Here is a 15,454-nt window from a genome sequence, read left to right on the forward strand (position 1 = left end):
CCTTGCCGCTATTGGCTCTCCCGCTTCCCGTGCCCCGGCGTCCGGAGCACGAAAGAGCGAGATTCTAGCGAGCCGGCCGGCGCCTTGCAAGCGTTATTTCCACATAAGGAAATTGCTCGAGAACGGTCGTCACGAGCTATGAAAACCGGACCGTTCAAACTCCCGAAATCGCGCGCTTATGCATGACGCGCTCAACCACTGCGAGGTAGTGATCGATACCCGGCGTCGCGCGATTTTCTTCTTTTGCGCGGTCGTCCCATTTACGCAGACGCAGCGCGTCCTGTGCGTACGGCTTCTCGAGAAACGCTTCGGCTTCGTCGCGGCTGAAGATCCCGCCTTGCAACTGCAGACTTCGCACCGAATCGGCGGAAAGCTGGTCGAAATACGCGTCGTCGATGGCGCAAAGGCAGCGCTTTGCGTCCACATGCAGGCGAATCGGCTCCAGTACCGCGTCCGGCAACACGGCGCGCAGAAACGGCAACGCGAAGTACTGGTGCAGATCGTCGATGCCCCGCTCCGTCGGCGTCGCGCCTTGCAGATTGAGCAAGTGCCCGAGGTCGTGCAAAAACGCGGCGGCGACGAGTTCGTCGTTCGCGCCAGCCTCTTCCGCTAACACGCCGCTTTGCAATGCATGCTGGAGTTGCGTGACCGGTTCGCCGCTATAAGCGATGCCGCCATATTGCTCGAATAGCGAACGGATGTCGCTCACACTCAGTGCCACGCCGTCACTCCCACGGTAAAGAAAAAGTCTTCAGATTGGTAAAGCTCTTCATCGCTTCCTGAACGCCTTCCTTATAGCCGAGCCCCGAATCCTTGATTCCGCCGAACGGCGTCAACTCGATCCGATAGCCCGGCACTTCCCACACGTTGACCGTGCCCACCCGCAACTCGTTGATGAAACGCGTGATCGCGTCCTGTCGGTTCGTGCACACGCCCGACGACAAACCGAATCGCGTGCCGTTGCTGATACGGATAGCGTCGTCGAGCGTGTCGAACGTGATGATCGGCGACACCGGCCCGAAGGTTTCCTCGCGCACCACGCTCATTTCGGGCTCAACTCTGTCGAGCACCGTCGGCGAATACAGCGCGCCATTGCGCCGATTGCCGGCAAGCAAACGCGCGCCGCCCGCAATCGCCTCGTTCACGCGCGATTCGAAAAGCTGCGCCGCGGCGACGTCGATGACCGTGCCCATCTGATTGGCCGCATCGAATGGATCGCCGAAGCGCCAGGCCCGCGTCTTCTCGACGACCAGCTCGGCGAAATCCGCCGCGACGCGCTGTTGCACGAGCATCCGCTTGACGGCCGTGCAGCGTTGACCGGAGTTCTTGTACGAGCCCTGCACGGCGAGCGTCGCCGCGCGCTCGAGATCGGCGTCGTCGAGCACGATCAGCGGATCGTTGCCGCCCAACTCGAGCACGACACGCCGATACGCCGCCTTCGCCGCGATGTATTTGCCGATCGCCACGCCGCCCGTGAAGGTGACGAGTTCAGCCAGCGGATGCGTGATCAGTTCATCGGCGATTTCGCGCGGGTCGCCGGTCAGCACTTGCAGCATCGGCGCGGGCAAACCGGCCTCGTACAGAATGTCGGCGAGATAAAGCGCCGACAACGGCACCTTCTCCGACGGCTTCACCACGACGCGATTATTCGTCGCGATTGCCGGCGCGATCTTATGCGCGACCTGGTTCATCGGATGGTTGAACGGCGTGATGGCGACGATCACGCCGGCGAGCGGCTCGCGCTGCGAAAACACGCGCCGCCGCTTGCCGTGCGGCGTCAGATCGCACGCGAAGCTCTGCCCGTCGTCGCGCAATGCTTCCATCGCGGCGAACTTGAACACGTCGGCGACGCGGCCAATTTCATAGCGCGAGTCCTGCTTCGACAGACCCGATTCCAGCGAGATCAGATCCGACGCCTCTTCGGTTCTCTCGCGCAACAAAGCGGCCGCGCGCTCGAGAATCTGCGAGCGTTCATAGCGCGTGAGCTTCGGCTGATAAGCCGCGGCGTAGTTGAACGCGGCGCGCACATCGTCGACGCTTGCAAGCGCGGCCGTGCCCACGCGCGTACCCGTGTACGGATCGAACACGTCGAACGAGCGAGGACGCGCCGCGCGTTCGCCTTCGAGCCGCAGCGTTTCCGCCCGGAAGGCCGGATGGTCCCGCAGCGTCGTGTTCATGATGCCGACACGCGGTTCAATGCGACGTCGAAGATATCGAAGTTGCGCAGCCGCCGGCCACTGTCCGCGGTCGGCAATCCCTCTACGCGCCGATTGAAAAGCAGCGGCACTTCCTGTTCCGACAAGCCGCCATGCGAGCGCAACGGCACGGTCAATCCGGAAAGATCGTGCTCGTCGCGGCGCGTGCCGAGCACGACATGCTTCGTGCCGATCACAACGATGTCGCCGACGCGGTCGTTGGGCAATTCGAAGCGTTCGCACGCGGCGCGGTTATCCAGCGCGAGTTCGACTCCCGCCAGGCCGCGAATGCGCTCAATGACCTGCGCGGCGCTCACATCGCGCGGCAAATAGATCGTCGCGAACGAACCGAGCGCACCGTGATGCACCACGTACGGGTCCGTGATCGGCAGAATCACGCGTGCCCTGCGAGCGCCGAGCCATTCGTCCAGCACGTCCTGCAGATAGATCACGTTCGGCTCGCCGGTTTGCGGATCGTGCTTCGCGTTCATGCCGTGATCGGCGGTCAGTCCGATCACCCAGCCGAGCGCGTCGAGTTGCGCGAGATAGCCGTCCATCATCGCGTAGAACGCGTTCGCGCCTTCGGTGCCCGGCGCGAATTTGTGCTGGATGTAATCGGTCGTGGACAGATACATCAGGTCGAGCGTGCGCGTTTGCGCGAGCCGCACGCCTGCCGCGAACACGAACTCCGACAGCGCCGCGCTGTACACGTTGGGCAGCGGCAAGCCGACCAGATCGAGCACTTCGTCGATGCCGTTTTCCGCGCGCGTCACCGTGTCCGCTTTTTCCGCCGAAAAGCAGATGCCGTTCAACTGCCAGCCCAGCAAGCGGCGCAACTTGTCTTTCGCGGTGACGACGGCGACCGCCGCGCCGGCTTCGCTCGCGGCAGCCAGCAACGTGCCGGCGCGCAGATAGGCCGGATCGTTCATCATCACTTCGGCGCCCGCACCATCGTTCGCGTCCGGGTCCCAGAAGTAATTGCCGCAGATGCCGTGCACCGAAGGCGGCACGCCGCACACGATCGACAGATTGTTCGGGTTGGTGAACGACGGGATCACGCAATCGCCCTTGAAGGCCGCGCCACCCTTCAGCATCTTGCCGATGAACGGCGCAACGCCGGCCGCGACCGCCGCCTCGAGATAATCGAACTCACAGCCGTCGACGCACACCACGACCGTCGGCCGCGACGGCAGCCTGTAGCGGCGGCCGTTGACTTCAATCATCCGCCCAACCGTTTCTTCGTTCGTGCTTGCCATTGTTCCCGTCCCTGCGTGCCGCGCACGCGTGCTCGAGCCAATCGGTTATGACCACTTCATCGCTTCACTCGTCCGACGCCGGCGTAAATCGCGCCGCATCCAACTGGCCTGCCGCGGCACCGCCTTCCTCGCACGCCGCATGCGCGCGCTGCAAGCCGCCGTGCACATGAGCCTGCATCAGCGCCGCGGCACGCGCGGCGTCGCGTGAAGCCAGCGCGGTCAGAATCGCACGATGCTCGGCAAGCGAGCGCTCCATCGCGTCGGCATGCACGACCAGCGCCGCACGACGAAAGAGACTCAGCTCGCTCACCAGCCTTCGATACGTCTCATACAGCTTCACATTGCCGGCCGCCGCCACGATCGCATCGTGAAACGCGACGTTGGCACGCGCATACGCGTCGGCGTCCTGCGTGTCGAGCGCGGCGCGCATCGCGTCGAGCCAGTCGCGCAGCACCGCCAGTTGTTGCGCGTCGATGCTCGCGGCCAGCATGCGGCACGCTGCCTCCTCGAGCACGGCGCGCACCGCGTAAATTTCGTCCGCCTCGGCGAGCGACACCGTCCGTACGAACACGCCGCGGTTCTTCTCAGTGCGCACGAGCCCCGCCTGCTCCAGCGCCCGAAACGCCTCGCGCACCGGCCCGCGCGACACCCGCAGACGCGCGGCCCACTCCGCTTCGTTGAGCTTGTCGCCCGGCGCAAGCTCGCCCTCGACGATGTGCCTTTCGATTTCGTCGCGGACCAGCGCCGTCAGCGAATGCCTGCGCACAACCTCAATCGGATCGACAGAAGCAGTTTGCATATATTCGGTCATTTTGACAAATTTCGCCACATCGAAAACGACGTTTGCGCGACGGCGTCTCGTGAGCCAGACGCGCAACGCAAGCAGGGAAATCGTGAATGCGGGCTCAGTCGATCCGGCGACGCGGCACGCGCGCGGCAATGACGAGCAGCGCGGCAAGCGAAACGAGCAGCAAGATCAGCGACAGCGCCGACGCCGGCAAGTAATAACCACGCTCCACCTGACCGACGACCACGATCGGCACCGTCGCGAAGCCCGGCGGATAAACCGTGAGCGTCGCGCCAAGTTCGCCGAGCGACAACGCGAAGCCCAGCGCGAGACTCGCGCGGATCGCCGGCACGAGTTGCGGCAGCACGACGCGGCGCAGCACCATCGACGGAGGCGCGCCGAGGCTCGCGGCCGCTTCGCGCAGAACCGTCAATTCGGGGCGCAGCGCGGCGGCCGCGCATCGGTAGCAGAACGGCAGGACCAGCGCGAGTTGCACGAACACGACGATCGCCGCCGAGCTCGACAAATCCACCGGCCGCTTGTGATACGCGATCAGCACCGCGAGCCCGAGCACGACGCTCGGCACGCCGTTCGGCATCATCGCGATGGTGTCGACGAAGGCGCCGAGGCCGCGCCGGTCGCGTCCTTCGAGCGCAAGCGCGAGCCAGAGCCCGAGAATCGTGCCGAGCACGGCGACGCCCATGCCGATTTCGAGGCTCGTCGTCAGCGCGTCGAAGTCGCTCGACGAGAGCCGCTCGAACCAGCGCGTGCTGAAGCCGTCGGGCAGGATCGTGCCCGACCAGTGAGCCGCCACGCTCGATAGCGCGACCACGATCACCGGCAACACGAAAAGCCAGAAGCACAACAGCGCCGCAAAGCCGAGGAACAATCCGCCGAGCATTCTGACGACGAGACTGCGGCGCACCGGCCGCGCCTTCATATGCATGACCGGCAGCACGGTCGGATCGAGTTCATCGGCCATGACCCGCTCCTTTCACCTTGCGACGATTGACCTGGCGGTACAACGCGTACAGCGACAAAGACATGACGAGCATCACGACCGCGCCGGCGGCAGCCGTCGGCAGATCGAGATCGACGGTGGCCGAACTGTAGATCGCGACCGGCAACGTAATCAGATGCGCGCTGCCGAGCACGAGCAGAATGCCGAACTCGTTGAGCGTGAGCAGAAAGCACAGGATCGTGCCGGCCGCGATGCCCGGCCACGCGAGCGGCACGATCACCTTGAACGCGACCATCCAGCCGTTCGCGCCGAGACTGCGGGCGGCTTCGATCAGACGCATGTCGAGCGTCGCGAACGAGGCCAGCGTCGGGCGAACGACGAACGGCGCGTAGAACACGACTTCGGCGAGAATCACGCCACCCACGCCGAACAGAAAATCGAGCGGCGGCGCCTGAAGATGAAAGAGCCGCTGCAAGCCGATGCTCACCGAGCCCTGCGAGCCGTACAAAAAGATCAGCGTGAAGGCGACGAGGAACGACGGGAACGCGACAAACAGTTCGAGAAAGCGCGTGACGAGGCGCGCGCCGGGAAACGGCTTGAAGAACAGCAGTGAGGCAAGCGCCACGCCAAGCAGCGACGCGAGTCCTGCGCTCGCGAACAGAATCCACAGCGTCGTGCCGATCACGCCGCGCGTTTCCGGATTGCCGAAGAATGCCGCGTACGCTTGCAGACCGAAGCCATGCGGCCCGCTCAAACTCAGCGCCACCAGCCGCACGAGCGGATAGATGACGAGCGGTCCGAGCACGACCACCGCGATGAACAGCAGATGCCATTGCGCCGCGCGCTGGCGGCGCTTCACCGCGGCGCGATGCGAAGCGGCGCTCGCGCTGCGGCGAGCGTCGGCGGCTGCGGAAGCCGACGCCGACGCCGACGCGGTCAGCGAAGCCGGCGCCTCAGGGCTTGATAAGGACGACATCGTCAGCCTCATAACGCAGGGAAACACGCGCGCCTTTCTCCGGCATCATGCCGTGGCCGCGCTGCATCGTGACGAGCACCGGTTCGTTCGGCATTGCATCCAGCATGACGGAAACCGACAACACCGCGCCATACCATTCCACCGACGCAATCGCGCCATGCAAGTGCCCTTCGCCCAGCGGCACGATGCGCAGCGCCTCGGGCCGCAGACAAGCGACGCGCTCACGCTCGTTATAGCGCGCGTCGTCCATGCTGAAAGCGACTTGCGGCGGCAGCAGATTGGCCGCGCCGAGATAGCGCGCGACGAACGCGTCGGCCGGCGCGTCGTATAACTGTTGCGGCGTGCCGAGCTGCGCGATGCGTCCGTCGCGCATCAGCAGCGTGCGGTCCGAGAGCACCAGCGCGTCGTCCTGATCGTGCGTCACGCAGACAATCGTCAGATGCGGCAGGCGCTCGTGCAGTGCCTTGAGTTCGGAGCGCACCGACGCGCGCAGGTTGGCGTCGAGTGCGGACAGCGGCTCGTCGAGCAACAGCACGTCCGGCTCGATCACCAGCGCGCGGGCGAGTGCCACGCGCTGCTGCATGCCGCCAGAAAGCTGCGCGGGCATCACATGCCCGGCGTCGCCGAGTTGCACGAGCTTCAACGCATCGGCGACGCGACGCGTGATGTCTTTCGCCGATATGCGCCGCGCGCGCAAGCCGAACGCGACGTTCTCGAACACCGACAGATGCGGAAACAGCGCATAGCTCTGGAACAGCAGACCGAGATTGCGCTTATGCGGCGATACGTGCGTGAGATCGTGACCGGCAACGGTCAGCGTGCCCGACAACCCGTCCGCCTCGATGAAACCGGCGATGAAGCGCAGCAGCGTGGTCTTGCCGCAGCCGCTGCGGCCGAGCACGGTCAGCAACTCGCCGCGCTGGATCGTCAGCGACAGATCGTCGAGCACGGTGCGCGAGCCGAAGCGCACCGTCAGATGGTCGATCTGCACGCCGCCGGGCGCGTCCGAACGCGCCGCGCCGAGGGCGTCCGGCGAGGCGCCGAGCGCGCCTGGATCAGCAAGACTGGCGGTATTCACCGGGTTCATCCTCCAACAAGATTGATGCGCGTGCAGCGCCGTGGCGGCTCAAAAAGATCGCGCAGGCGCTGCATGTTCCAGATTTACTGCGTATTGCGAAGTTACTTCGGCTTGACGACTTCGATCTGCTTGCCCGACGAACCCACCACGTCGTTCTTCCAGCGCGCGGTCCAATCGGCTTTCTTCGCCATGACCTGATTCCAGTCCACCGGAATCAGCTTCACGCCTGCGATGGCCTGCTTGACCGTTTCGCCGTTCTTGCCGGCGAGCGGCACGTCGGTGCGGCCAGGAATGCCGAAGATGTCCGGCACTTTGGCTTGCACTTCCGTCGACATCAGATAGTCGATCAGCTTCTTGCCTTGCGCTTGGTTCGGACCGTTCTTGATGAGACCGATCGCGTAAGGCAACTGGAACGTGGTCGGCTGGCCGCCCGGCGCCGCCGCGAGAAACACCGGCTTGAGCGACAAGCCGCCGTTGGCCGCGTCGTCGAGATCCATTTGCAGATCGCCGTTTGCGAATGCGATTTCGTTACGCGAGAGCAGCACGTCCAGATAGCCCGTGCCCTTGGTGTGGAACTTGGCGCTTTGCTCGAGCTTCTTCAGATACTCGAACGCCTTGTCCTCGCCCATCAGCGACGACGTCAGGATGATCACGGCCATGCCGTCGCCGGCCGTCGCCGGATTCGAGTACGCGATCTTGCCGCTGTAGTCGGGATGCAGCAGATCGGCGAAAGTCTTCGGCGCGTTTTTCGTGACTTCAGGATTGATCGCGAACGAGAAGTAGTTGTTCACGAAGGTCGCCCACGCGCCATTGGATGCCTTCGCGATCGCCGGGACGTTCTTGTAGTTCGCGCTCTGATAAGCCTGCAGCAGACCGTTCTGGTCCGCTTGCTGGATGAACGGCGGCAAGGTCACGAGCACGTCGGCCTTCGGCTGATCTTTCTCGATGGTCGCGCGGTTCACCACTTCCCCGCTGCCCGCGGTGACGATGTTCACCTTCACGCCTTCCTTCTTTTCGAAGGCCGGCAACACGTCCTTGTAGAGATTTTCGAGGCCGTCGGCGGTGTAGAGCACAACGGCGTCGGCCGCGTGCGCCTGTATCGCCGCGCCGCCGAACAACGTGGCGGCCAGCAGCGCCGGCAACAGCTTGCGTGCGAGGCCCGTGGCTTGAGAGGAATTGGTCTTTGTCATGTCGCTTCTCCGAAAGGCTTAAAACCAGACGGTCGGGAAAACCCGATACCTGTTGTGATTGAACGGCGCGTGGGCCGCGCCGTTTGCGCTTTTATCTGTTGCTTGCGTGTTGCTTGCGTGTTCGCTGCGTGCTGCTCGCTTGCTGGTTGCGTGCTGCTTGCTTGCTGCTTGCGTACCCGTTGCGTGCGTGTCGACTGCTCGTTTGCCTGCATGTTGCCCGGCGGCGGCGCCGCTGTCCCGTGTGGATTGCAGATTGCCGACAACCCGGACGCGTGATGTTTGCCCCGGCATACAGCTTCTTACGACCTTCGCGCTGCCTCCCACGCCTGCATGGGCATGGCAAGGATCACAGGTTTCGATGACAACGCCATGACCATTCTGTCGAATTCCAAAAAACGACACAATTCGCCAATAATAGCCAAGCTGCAACGAAGTGCCAGGAGAACATGCTGGGGAATTCCGACGTTGCCGCCGGATGCGTGGCGGGTATCAGCGAACGAATTGCGCGGACGCCTGACCGAGCGGTTGTGTGGGCGTGTTGCATGCGCTTTTTTGCAACCGCCGCGCGTCGTACGGCGCGGCGGCCTGGGCATCTGCCTGCTTGCGCGCGTCGCTCAGGCAATCACGATTTCCGGACCATGATCGGTGATGGCCTTGCCGAGCGAGCGCTCGGGCGCCAGCTCGGTCACGAGATAGCGCGCCGATTCGATACCGTTGATGCGCACAGGCGTCACGCGGCCGAACTTCGAATGATCGGCGACGACCACGACCGTGTCGGCGGCGGCGATCATGCGGCTGCGCACCTCGGCGGCCATGCGGCTGTAGTCGGTCAGATAGCCGTCGGGCGAGATGCCGCCCGCGCCGATGAAAGCGAAGTCCGCGTGATATTGCGTGAGCTGGTGCACGGTATCGAGCCCGAACGTCGCGTCTTCGATGTCGGAAAGCTCGCCACCGAGCAGCGTGACGCGGTTGTCATTGCGCCGGCCGAGCAAGAGCGCGATGCGCCAGTCGTTGGTATAGACCGACAGGCGGTGGCGGTCGAGCAAGGCTCGCGCGACGGCCTGCGTGGTGCTGCCGGAGTCGACGATCAGCGACGCGCCGTCCGGAACGAACTGCGCGGCGCGCTCGCCGATCGCACGCTTCGCGCCCGCATTCGCGGCTTCGCGTGTGTCGAGATCGGGCTCGCGCCGGTCGCTCGATAGCGCGCCGCCATGCGTGGTGACCAGCAGGCCGCGCCCGGCCAGCGCGTTAAGGTCGCGGCGGATCGTCTCGCGCGACACGTTCAATTCGCGCACCAGTTCGGCGACCGAAAGCGCGCCGGTTTTGGCGACTTGCGCCAGGATGTATTGATGACGTTGTTCTGCCAGCATTCAGGACGGTTCCTTCGTCTTCCCGCGAGAGGCGTATCGCGCGGGGTGCTTCTTTGTCAAATGCCCTTGAAATAAGGGCTTTTCGTATCAGTAGTCGGTCGTCTGCAGGTTGCTGAGTTCAAGACGTTAGCGTAGCTTTTTTCACTCTCCAGCCGAAAACCTGCGCCGACCATGAGGTTCGATGCCAAGGCCGCGAAACAGCTAGAACGACGGCCGGACGCGTCGGCAAAAGCTGGGCGAGTGGCAAGACATTCGCACGCGCCACGACGCTGGCGACGCCCCCGTTCCTGCTCGCAAGGCACCAAATCAGCCTGTGACAGCTTCGCCGCCGGAATCATACACGGAGCGGAAACTGTGCAAGGACTTCGTCACGGGCCACATCGCCCGCAGGGCCCTTGCTCCTCGTGCTGCCGACATGACCAGCCCAAGCAGATCCCATTGCGATAAAACCTGTATGGATGTACAGTATCCCACACGGAACCGCCGCTATTGCGCAGGCTGCCACAGCTGATGCATGCATCAGCCGATGGCTTGCAAAAAGTGGCAGCAATGACAGGCAGGCAGGGGGAATCGTGAGAAAACTGGGACTTGCGTTACTGACCGCGGCGTTCGCGCCGATGGCTTTCGGGGCCGGCACCTATTCGGAGGTGTGGAATCCGCCTGAGGCGCGCGCGACTGCCCCGCACCGGGTGGCTACCGCACACAGGCTCGCAGTACGACGCCATGTGGCCTTGCACGCGAAAAAGGTGCGTTCGCCGCGCGCGCTGGCAACTGCTCCACGGCTCGTGGCGAAGCAAGGTATTGCGCAAAAGACCTTGCGCAACGAAGAACCGGACATGTCCGAGATTCCGCGGCAAACCACGCCGGAAGGCAACGTGCTTCGCGTGAGAGGCCACGCGGCATCCGCTCACGTCGTGCGCTAATGCAATCGCAGAAGTAACGCGGCCATGACGTATGGAGTCACGCCATCGTTGAGCAAAACAACGGCGACTTCCGGTTTCCTGCGGAATTTGTTGCTGCGCGGCTTGGCCCATACAGACAACCAGCCGTCGCTGCTCAATCCCGAGCGACTCCAGTACCTCGAACCGCCGCTTCGCGGGGCGTGGCAGCGAGCGGCGCGTTCTCGAGATCGGCCGTCTCCACCACGACGCGCTGAAGCGCCCTGAACGGCGCAAGACACGCCTCGTCCGCGACACTCGACGTAATGAGCCGCCAGTCGCGCTCGAGGGGAGTCCAATGCTGCTGCCGCGAGCGGCCGAGCTTATCGGCGTCCGCGAGCACGATGACCTGCGCCGCGCGCCGGATGATGCAGTCTTTCAGATACGCTTGCTGCGCGCTGGCCTCGCAAAGCCCGAAGCCGGCAACCACGCCGTCGGCGCCCAGAAACGCCTTGTCCACGCTCAAACGGCTCAGCGAAAGTTCGGCGAGCGGCCCGAGCGTGCTCATGCTCGTGTTGCGCAGATCGCCGCCGATCAGCGTCAGATGCACGCCCGGTGCATTGGCAAGCGTCATGACGGCAAGCAGGTTGTTGGTAACCACATGAAGATCAGCACGCGAGCCCAGATGCCGCGCGAGCGCTGCACAGGTGGTGCCGCCGTCAAGCAACACCGTATCGCCGTCGTGCACGTGCGCGGCGGCCGCACGCGCAATGGCTTCCTTCTGATCGCGCTGCGTCGCCTTGCGCTCCTCGAGCGACGCCTCCGGTTCATGCGAGCCGATAAGCGCGGTCGCGCCGCCATAGGTGCGTACTAGCCGCCGCTGATTGGCGAGCGTCGTCAGGTCACGCCGGACGGTTGCCTCGGACACGCCGAGCGCGGCGCTCAGTTGCTCTACGTTGGCGTCGCCGGTCAGGACGAGTTCGAGAATCGCGCGATGGCGCTCGGACGCTTTCATGGGTGTGATTCTGCTGTAACAAGGCTGCCGATGTTACACCACGGTTCGCACGCCATCTTCGGCGTTAATTGCGCGGGTTCAGCCGCGCCGCGTCGCGAGTTCCGCGCCCTGGCGCAGTGCTTCGAGCAGGCTGCGCTCGTCGGCAATGCCCTTGCCCGCGATGTCGAATGCGGTGCCATGATCGACCGAGGTACGGATGACTTCGAGACCCACCGTCACGTTCACGCCGGCTTCGAGACCCAGCACCTTCACCGGGCCATGTCCCTGGTCGTGATACATCGCGACGACGAGATCGAAGTCGCCCCGGCCCGCGCGGAAGAACAGCGTATCCGCGGGTAGCGGGCCGGTCACGTCCAGGCCGCGCTCCTGCAACACTTTCACTGCCGGAACGATCTTCTCTTCTTCCTCGCCGTAACCGAACAGGCCGTTCTCGCCCGCGTGTGGATTGATGCCGCACACACCGATACGCGGCTTTGCAATGCCGGCCTTGACCAGTGTCGCGTTGCCGCGCTCGATCGTGCGTTGCACGAGGCCCGGCTCGATCTTGCGGATCGCGTCGATGATGCCGATGTGCGTCGTCACGTGGATCACGCGCAGTTGCGGCGCCACCAGCATCATCGACACTTCATCGACGCCCGTCAGGTACGCAAGCATTTCAGTGTGGCCGGGAAACTTGTGGCCGCCCGCGTGCAGCGCTTCCTTGTTTAACGGCGCCGTGCAGATCGCGTCGATCTGCTTCGCCTCCGCGAGTTCGACCGCGCGCGCGATGAACCGGTACGCGGCGTCGCCCGCGACTGCCGACAACTGGCCGAACGGCAGATCGTCGGGAATCAGATCGAGGTCGATGCAGTCGATCGTGCCCGGCTCATAGCGCGCTTCGGCCGCTTCCTTGATACGGCGGATCTTCGCCGTGCCGCCAACGATCTGCGTCGCGCGTTCGAGCCGGCGCGCATCGCCGATCACGAGCGGACGGCATTGCTTGTAAACGATGTCGTGCGCAAGGCTCTTGACGACGATCTCCGGGCCGACGCCCGCTGCGTCGCCCATCGTGATGCCGATTACGGGAAGGTAGTTGCTCATGGTGTTTTGCCTGGTCCTTGATGTCTGTGCTGTCCTGCCAGTCCTGCCTGCCTGATTACGCCAACGCGGCGATCAGGCCGAGTCGTGTGATCCGGTTCCGGCGGCTGCCGGTGCTGCGGGTGCTGCCGATGCTGCCGGTTCTGCCGGCGCTTCGTGCAGATAGCGCCAGGCGGCGAACAGCGCATGATCGGTGCCGAAGGCGCCCGCCTTCGTGACGATACGCAAATGCGGCCGCAAAGCGCACGTTGCGACGGGCTTGCCGACTGCCACACCCGCTTCGATCTCCGCGATCAGTTCGATACTGCCGATGCCGGCCGCGCTCAGCATCGCTCGCGCCGTCTCGCCGCCCGTGGCGATCAGGCCGCCGAGCGCCGCAAAGTGCGGCTTGACGAGCGCAGCAAGGGCCGCGGACAGCAACGCGCCTTCCGCAGGATCGAACGCATCGTCGCGGCCTATGCGCAGCAGGAGATCGGCGCGCGTACCGAGCGCCTCGCCAATGCGCGTCTGCCATGCCGCCCAGTCCGCGTGACGTTCGCCGTCACGCAGCACGCCGGGCGGCACCGTCAGTTCCGCCATGCCGGCGCGATCGCGCAGCATCGCGCACTGCCGCTCCGATACCGCCGACAGGCTGCCTACCAGCACCAGCACCGGCGAATGGTCTTGCTGTTTCTGCTGTTTCTGCTGTTCCTCTCGGTGCCGTTCGGAAGCGCTTGTGGTCTCTTCTGCCGCTCGCGCGCCGAACAAGCCTTCAAGGCTCGCGATCTCGCGAGCAAGGCCACCCGAGCCGACCCAGAACAACGCCTGATCCATTTGGGTGGTGGCCTGTGCGAGCGTCAGCAGGTCTTCGCTGGTCTCTGCGTCGACGATCAGCGCCTGCGTGCCGCTCGCCGCCACCGCCGCGATCCGCGCCGTGAGCGCCTGACCGCCTTCGCGCAACGCATCCACGTTCAGTTGCGCCGTCGACAGGCCGACCTCCGCCAGCATCGCATGCAGATCAGCGGCGCGGCCGGCGTTTTCAAGCTTCCAGGTATCGGTGCCTTCCAGCGGCTTGCCGTGCACCAACACACGACCGCCGCGCAATGTCCGGCCGGTCGCCGGGAATGCCGGCGCAACGATCGCCAGACCCGCGAGCGATTGCAGCGCGGCGACTTCCGCGGCCCAATTGCCGCGCAGCGTCGAGTCGATCTTCTTGTACAGACGCCGGCCCGGTACGCGCAACGCCTGCCACGCCGCCGCAGTGCGCCGCGCGGCCTCGACGGCCGTCAGCCGGCGCGTGTCGGTATCGGCGGCGATCACGTCGGCCGCATGGGCGTCGAGCGCTTGCGCCGACGCCTCGAGCGCGACGACCGTGCGATAGCCCGCGCTCGCGAAACCGATCGCGCAATCCGCCGCGCCGGACAGATCGTCGGCGATGATCAGCATGCTCATCGCGCCAGCTCCCTCGATTCGCGCCGTACCTGCACGCGTTTTGCGACGGCGGCGGTCAGGATCGGCGACAGGATCGCGGTCACCACCACGCAGGCGGCCACCAGCAGCGTCGCGCTTTTCGCTGCTTCCGCGTAGACCGGGTTGGCCGCGGCGATCAGCGCGGGCACGGCGGCCGCGTTGCCTGCCGTATTCGCCGCGGCGGTGCCCGCGACTCCGGTGCCGCCCGTCAGACGGTCGGCGAGATAGAGCGGAATGCCGGTAACGATCACGACGGCGATGCCAAGACCAATGCCGAGGACGCCGGCCTGCCATACCTTATGCAGGTCCAGACTGGCCCCGAGCGCCAGCGCGAAAAAAGGAATCATGACCGGGACGGCTTTGCCGAGAAACGCCCGCATTTCGCGGTCCAGATTGCCGAGCAGCATGCCGAAAACAAGCGGCAATATGCTGCCGACGAGCGTGGGCCACGGAAACGCGGACAGGCCGGCGACGCCCAGCGTGACCATCGTCAGGAACGGTCCCGATTCGAGCGACATGATGGTGTACGCGCCGACATCTTCAGAACGGCCGTACTGGCCCATCAACGCCATGTAGAGCCCGCCGTTGGTGTCGTTCATCGCCGCGACCACGGCAAGAGTCGACAGGCCGGCGAACAGCCCGGACGAAATCGGCTGTTCACCGAGGAAATGTCCCATCACGACGCCCACGACGATTGCCGCGCCGACCTTGGTGACAAACAGCGCCCCGCCCTTTTTGAGCAGATAGGGGGTCGCTTTGACATCGATGCTCGCGCCCATGCAGACGTAGAACACCGCGAGAATCGGCAGCGCGCCAGTGAAAAGCGCATTCGTGAACGAGCCGAAAAACTTCGGCATGCCCGGCAGAAAGGTCGCGACGAGTGCGCCTAACAGCAGGGGGACGATCATCATGCCGCCGGGTACGCGTTCGATGCCGCGCTTGATGTTTATTTGGGCCATGCCAGTCTCCGCTCTGATTGGGTTTTGATCGGATCGGTCACTTTTTTGATTGAAACGATCATGTCCAAGTGTACTGCGGTCGGCAGACTTGCGCAAATCGCTCATTTTTATGATCGATGTGATCAAAACGGCACAGTGGGAATTAGGGAGTCTGGGCGGCGGCGTGTCGCTAATCATGCGCGGCACGCATTCGAACGCGAGCAAGCCGCCAGCAAAGCGCAGGCGCGCATGCTCCGCGTAGGTCGACAAGCGGGAATAGCGTG

General features: G+C 64.5%; 14 protein-coding genes. 1 reads left to right on the forward strand and 13 read right to left on the reverse strand.

Features of this window, described 5'->3' with window-relative positions; all coding sequences use genetic code 11:
* Positions 1-154: 154 nt before the first annotated feature.
* From AB6809_RS00005 to AB6809_RS00045, 9 genes are all read right to left on the reverse strand, one after another.
* A complete protein-coding gene (locus AB6809_RS00005; protein ID WP_029970323.1) occupies positions 155-721 on the reverse strand; it encodes a phosphonate degradation HD-domain oxygenase in 567 nt (188 codons plus the stop codon).
* A 4-nt stretch (positions 722-725) separates the two neighbouring features.
* Complete coding sequence (gene phnY / locus AB6809_RS00010; protein WP_029970322.1) at positions 726-2,177, reverse strand: phosphonoacetaldehyde dehydrogenase; 1,452 nt, start codon at positions 2,175-2,177, stop codon at positions 726-728.
* Positions 2,174-3,451, reverse strand: coding sequence for a phosphonoacetate hydrolase (gene phnA, locus AB6809_RS00015; RefSeq protein WP_307259712.1), 1,278 nt, complete (start codon positions 3,449-3,451; stop codon positions 2,174-2,176). The genes phnY and phnA overlap by 4 nt, the downstream gene beginning before the upstream one ends.
* 64 nt (positions 3,452-3,515) lie before the next feature.
* A complete protein-coding gene (locus AB6809_RS00020) occupies positions 3,516-4,262 on the reverse strand; it encodes a phosphonate utilization associated transcriptional regulator (protein ID WP_006053230.1) in 747 nt (248 codons plus the stop codon).
* 94 nt (positions 4,263-4,356) lie between these two features.
* Positions 4,357-5,220: a 2-aminoethylphosphonate ABC transport system, membrane component PhnV gene (gene phnV / locus AB6809_RS00025; RefSeq protein ID WP_006053231.1), complete on the reverse strand. Its 864-nt coding sequence runs from the start codon at positions 5,218-5,220 to the stop codon at positions 4,357-4,359.
* On the reverse strand, positions 5,210-6,175 hold the full coding sequence (locus AB6809_RS00030; RefSeq protein WP_029970319.1) for a 2-aminoethylphosphonate ABC transporter permease subunit: 966 nt from the start codon (positions 6,173-6,175) through the stop codon (positions 5,210-5,212). Before AB6809_RS00030 ends, phnV begins: the two co-directional genes overlap by 11 nt.
* A complete protein-coding gene (gene phnT, locus AB6809_RS00035; protein WP_006053233.1) occupies positions 6,153-7,253 on the reverse strand; it encodes a 2-aminoethylphosphonate ABC transport system ATP-binding subunit PhnT in 1,101 nt (366 codons plus the stop codon). The genes AB6809_RS00030 and phnT overlap by 23 nt, the downstream gene beginning before the upstream one ends.
* Positions 7,254-7,354: 101 nt before the next feature.
* Positions 7,355-8,443, reverse strand: a complete 1,089-nt coding sequence (phnS, locus tag AB6809_RS00040; protein ID WP_029970318.1) for a 2-aminoethylphosphonate ABC transporter substrate-binding protein — start codon at positions 8,441-8,443, stop codon at positions 7,355-7,357.
* 614 nt (positions 8,444-9,057) lie between these two features.
* The gene (locus AB6809_RS00045; RefSeq protein WP_006053235.1) at positions 9,058-9,813 is read right to left on the reverse strand and encodes a DeoR/GlpR family DNA-binding transcription regulator; all 756 of its coding nucleotides are present in this window, start codon (positions 9,811-9,813) and stop codon (positions 9,058-9,060) included.
* A 572-nt stretch (positions 9,814-10,385) separates the two neighbouring features.
* On the opposite strand from AB6809_RS00045, the gene AB6809_RS00050 reads away from it, so the two are divergent.
* Entirely contained in the window at positions 10,386-10,736 is a 351-nt protein-coding gene (locus tag AB6809_RS00050; protein WP_006053236.1) for a hypothetical protein, read from the forward strand.
* Positions 10,737-10,869: 133 nt separating this feature from the next.
* Here AB6809_RS00050 and AB6809_RS00055 read toward each other — a convergent pair whose 3' ends face one another.
* The 4 genes from AB6809_RS00055 to AB6809_RS00070 form a co-directional block, all read right to left on the reverse strand.
* Positions 10,870-11,706 carry a DeoR/GlpR family DNA-binding transcription regulator gene (locus tag AB6809_RS00055; protein ID WP_035570305.1) on the reverse strand — a complete coding sequence of 279 codons (837 nt, stop codon included), beginning with the start codon at positions 11,704-11,706 and terminating at the stop codon, positions 10,870-10,872.
* Between the two features lie 78 nt (positions 11,707-11,784).
* Positions 11,785-12,786, reverse strand: coding sequence for a 4-hydroxythreonine-4-phosphate dehydrogenase PdxA (gene pdxA / locus AB6809_RS00060; protein WP_029970316.1), 1,002 nt, complete (start codon positions 12,784-12,786; stop codon positions 11,785-11,787).
* Positions 12,787-12,858: 72 nt separating this feature from the next.
* Entirely contained in the window at positions 12,859-14,214 is a 1,356-nt protein-coding gene (locus AB6809_RS00065) for a four-carbon acid sugar kinase family protein (protein ID WP_029970315.1), read from the reverse strand.
* The gene (locus AB6809_RS00070) at positions 14,211-15,191 is read right to left on the reverse strand and encodes a 2-keto-3-deoxygluconate permease (RefSeq protein ID WP_029970314.1); all 981 of its coding nucleotides are present in this window, start codon (positions 15,189-15,191) and stop codon (positions 14,211-14,213) included. The genes AB6809_RS00065 and AB6809_RS00070 overlap by 4 nt, the downstream gene beginning before the upstream one ends.
* Between the last annotated feature and the right edge of the window lie 263 nt (positions 15,192-15,454).

The organism is Paraburkholderia sp. RCC_158, from assembly GCF_041355255.1.
GTDB classification, from domain to species: domain Bacteria; phylum Pseudomonadota; class Gammaproteobacteria; order Burkholderiales; family Burkholderiaceae; genus Paraburkholderia; species Paraburkholderia graminis.

Excerpts from the sequence above, each read along its gene's own strand:
- phnY (WP_029970322.1), bottom strand. The coding sequence starts at position 2,177 with ATGAACACGACGCTGCGGGACCATCCGGCCTTCCGGGCGGAAACGCTG.
- phnA (WP_307259712.1), bottom strand. The coding sequence starts at position 3,451 with ATGGCAAGCACGAACGAAGAAACGGTTGGGCGGATGATTGAAGTCAAC.
- AB6809_RS00020 (WP_006053230.1), bottom strand. The coding sequence starts at position 4,262 with ATGACCGAATATATGCAAACTGCTTCTGTCGATCCGATTGAGGTTGTG.
- phnV (WP_006053231.1), bottom strand. The coding sequence starts at position 5,220 with ATGGCCGATGAACTCGATCCGACCGTGCTGCCGGTCATGCATATGAAG.
- AB6809_RS00030 (WP_029970319.1), bottom strand. The coding sequence starts at position 6,175 with ATGTCGTCCTTATCAAGCCCTGAGGCGCCGGCTTCGCTGACCGCGTCG.
- phnS (WP_029970318.1), bottom strand. The coding sequence starts at position 8,443 with ATGACAAAGACCAATTCCTCTCAAGCCACGGGCCTCGCACGCAAGCTG.
- AB6809_RS00045 (WP_006053235.1), bottom strand. The coding sequence starts at position 9,813 with ATGCTGGCAGAACAACGTCATCAATACATCCTGGCGCAAGTCGCCAAA.
- AB6809_RS00055 (WP_035570305.1), bottom strand. The coding sequence starts at position 11,706 with ATGAAAGCGTCCGAGCGCCATCGCGCGATTCTCGAACTCGTCCTGACC.
- pdxA (WP_029970316.1), bottom strand. The coding sequence starts at position 12,786 with ATGAGCAACTACCTTCCCGTAATCGGCATCACGATGGGCGACGCAGCG.
- AB6809_RS00065 (WP_029970315.1), bottom strand. The coding sequence starts at position 14,214 with ATGAGCATGCTGATCATCGCCGACGATCTGTCCGGCGCGGCGGATTGC.
- AB6809_RS00070 (WP_029970314.1), bottom strand. The coding sequence starts at position 15,191 with ATGGCCCAAATAAACATCAAGCGCGGCATCGAACGCGTACCCGGCGGC.